Here is a 2,777-nt window from a genome sequence, read left to right on the forward strand (position 1 = left end):
ATCCATCACAACAGGGCTACGGGCCACCTTCGTTCAAGGACACGAAACCAGATTTCACCACGAACCACGGAGAGCCGTCAAAACAGCCTATCGGCAGACCAAAATGGCCCTTGGGCAGGACAGCGGGGTTCATAAACGTTGATAAGTAACGATGGGTTTTGAGTACTCAACCTGCTTTGACCTGCGGCGATAGTTTTCAGTGTTGGTTCGGGCCGCTTGTAATTCCGAGCGGTCTGCATTGGCTGTTTCGGTTCGAAGGTCACAGAGTTCCCGGCCCACTGAATGCCGCTTTGTCATGGGATCGTGTTGCTCTGCTGGCGTCGAACGGAGACAGATCGTCATAGATCAGGGGCTAGCCCCGGTGGGTCCCGTGCATCCAAATGACTATGTCCAATGTTCGCAGGAGGCTGAGCTTCCCCGCTTCGGGGACGCGTTCTCGTAACTCATGGGCAAAGTCTGTAACGACTGATTTGCAGTTTTCCCGTAGGTGCATGGCTTTCCACCACATGTCCCAGTAGCCCGCATCTGTGGCATCCAGTTCAGCCACGACTACACGGTCCTGGATGGGAACCAGATGCGGTCGTTTGCGCGCCATCACCTTGCTGACCTTGGTTGCACCCATATCCCACAGTTTTCCGTTCTCATCTCGTCGCAGAAGATCCCATAAATCTTGTAGCGGAGAATCAGTTTCAAACATGGCTAGGGTGCAATTGGGATGCTCAATGGACACGTCTTCGGGGATTTGTTCCAACGTCGCAGTGATCGCAGCACTTCGGGTAGTGAGAATCGCCCAGGCTGCTCGGGGAGGGACGCTCACAGACAGGAATGAAACTGATAGCAGATCCTCGGCGGAGATGACGTGGAGATCGGTGCCAGGCGTTACCAGATGCTCGAATCGCCTTCCGATGGCGGGCCAGTCCCCACCCACTACGGGTTCCACACCGGTGAGATAAGTCCACAGGTACCCAACTGCGAGGTCGGACGGTGTTGCGGAGCTTGTGCCCAATTCGGACTGGAGGTAGCTCCAGACTTTGCTGCCGGGATCTTGCTGGGATTGATGGGGCATGGAATTCTCCAGAGGGTTCGAAGGCCGGGTCACACAACCGTACCGGGCGAGACTGACAGCATCCGGGAATGAACTCGGACGGAAAACCTTGGCGTAATCAATATCCTTGCTGCAAGGAACCGATCCTCAATAGTCAAGCAATGCCGGGGCAGTCCCCGATTCATGGTTGCTTCCTATCGATCTGACGGTCGATCAAGATTGAGGATGCCACCAGCACGGCAGGAGCAAGCCATGACCATGGTTGCGGCAGCCCGAAGAGTGCAAGTGGAGAGGCTAGGAGGATTGTCGACAAGAGATTCAGGCGTACGTTTTTTCCATCACTCAGGATACGTGTCCACAGTTTGACCGACAGGGTTATTAACACTGCTGTCGCAATTGATGTAAAGGAAATCAACTGAAGTTGCATTTCGGCCGATTGGATGTGATAGATATTGAGTGCACCCCAGGAGGTTAGAGAATCCCGGTATGACGTCCAATCTGCCATAGATCTAATTGTCACCAAAGCGCTAAATAGTGCTAAAAGGATATATAAGCCCAGAACCGAGTAGGACAGTGCTTTAGGAGATTTTAGTCCGCGTAGCTTTTCGATCACTCTTTTGATGGAGGTCTTAGTTCGCTGAATCATTTACTATTTTCCTTTTTTGATTTGAGAGGGCATTTTTGCCCTCCTGAAATAAGGTTACATCATGGCTTGGTGTCAAAGTCACCGAAGTCTCCCATTTCTTGCTCTCGTTTCATTATCGTTTATTTTGTCCTTGTTTAGGATTGCCTAAAGTGAGTTCCGTGAGTTCCGTGAGTTCATTATATTGCCATTGTTTGAGGCAAAAACATGCTCCTAACCTCAGGCCTCTGGATCGTAATGATTGCAAAAGTGGTGACAGCGAACAGTCAAGAGTAAAATGAGAAGTCCAGCATGGGCGCTTGATTGGCTGGGCTCGAGTTCATGACACAGTCGGGCGGGAGTTCCTACTACGTCATACGAAACTCATCCCAATCAGTGCAAAGTGCAGAGTATTTAGTATCACTCGTTGTTGCAACCAGTCCATGCGAAAACTGGTCAAAAGAGCATATTGGAAGCCCAAAATAATCGCTTGTTGGTGAAGCGGGGCTAAGTGCTATTGATAACTAACGAGGGTTTTTGGCTACTCAACATGCTCTGACCTGCGGCGTTAGTTTTCGTTGGTATTTACATGAGGTTGTAATTCTGAGCGTTCTGCACAAGCTGTTTCGGTTCGAATGTCGCGGGTTCCTGGCCCGCTCACTATTTCGGTTCGAATTCGAGAGCTCGCTGGTGACTGGACTGGTCTAGAGAATCAAGCAAAGCGGCTCTTCGCGGTTCGTGGTGAATACCAGCCCGCTGAGATGAATTCATGCCACCGTCCGGGCGGCACTTCTTAGCAGGATACGTGATTGATAGTTGATTGGGTTACGGAACCCGCGGGCAATCCTTTTGATGTTTTTGATCATCGTGTTGGCGGCCTCGACTTTCGCGGTGGTGACGCGGGTGGCGAGCAGTGTTTGGATCTCTGGCCACCACTTGGTCACGGTCTTTTGCAGCCGGTCGGTTTCCTTCATGGCTGCGGCCTTGACCTCAGGGCTCCTGATATCACGATTTAATTGATGAGAGCCGGCGGCTTGGTTTTGATTGCGTATTTGAGGATCAGGCTGGTGCCGGGGTAGCGGGTTTTGGTGCTGGTGAGGTGGGCGCAGA

At 51.7% G+C, this 2,777-nt stretch carries 2 protein-coding genes and 1 pseudogene; all 3 read right to left on the bottom strand.

Annotated elements, in window-relative coordinates; genetic code table 11:
• Positions 1-352: 352 nt before the first annotated feature.
• On the bottom strand, positions 353-1,066 hold the full coding sequence (locus tag CVS29_RS18045; protein ID WP_110107980.1) for a DUF6308 family protein: 714 nt from the start codon (positions 1,064-1,066) through the stop codon (positions 353-355).
• A 160-nt stretch (positions 1,067-1,226) separates the two neighbouring features.
• A complete protein-coding gene (locus CVS29_RS18050) occupies positions 1,227-1,691 on the bottom strand; it encodes a hypothetical protein (protein WP_110107981.1) in 465 nt (154 codons plus the stop codon).
• Positions 1,692-2,434: 743 nt separating this feature from the next.
• Positions 2,435-2,656 (bottom strand): annotated as a pseudogene (locus CVS29_RS18590) (transposase); the annotation flags it as partial.
• Between the last annotated feature and the right edge of the window lie 121 nt (positions 2,657-2,777).

This window comes from Arthrobacter psychrochitiniphilus, from assembly GCF_003185915.1.
In the GTDB taxonomy this organism is placed as follows: Bacteria; Actinomycetota; Actinomycetes; order Actinomycetales; family Micrococcaceae; genus Specibacter; species Specibacter psychrochitiniphilus.

Coding starts and splice junctions, on each gene's coding strand:
- CVS29_RS18045 (WP_110107980.1), bottom strand. CDS start 1,066: ATGCCCCATCAATCCCAGCAAGATCCCGGCAGCAAAGTCTGGAGCTAC.
- CVS29_RS18050 (WP_110107981.1), bottom strand. CDS start 1,691: ATGATTCAGCGAACTAAGACCTCCATCAAAAGAGTGATCGAAAAGCTA.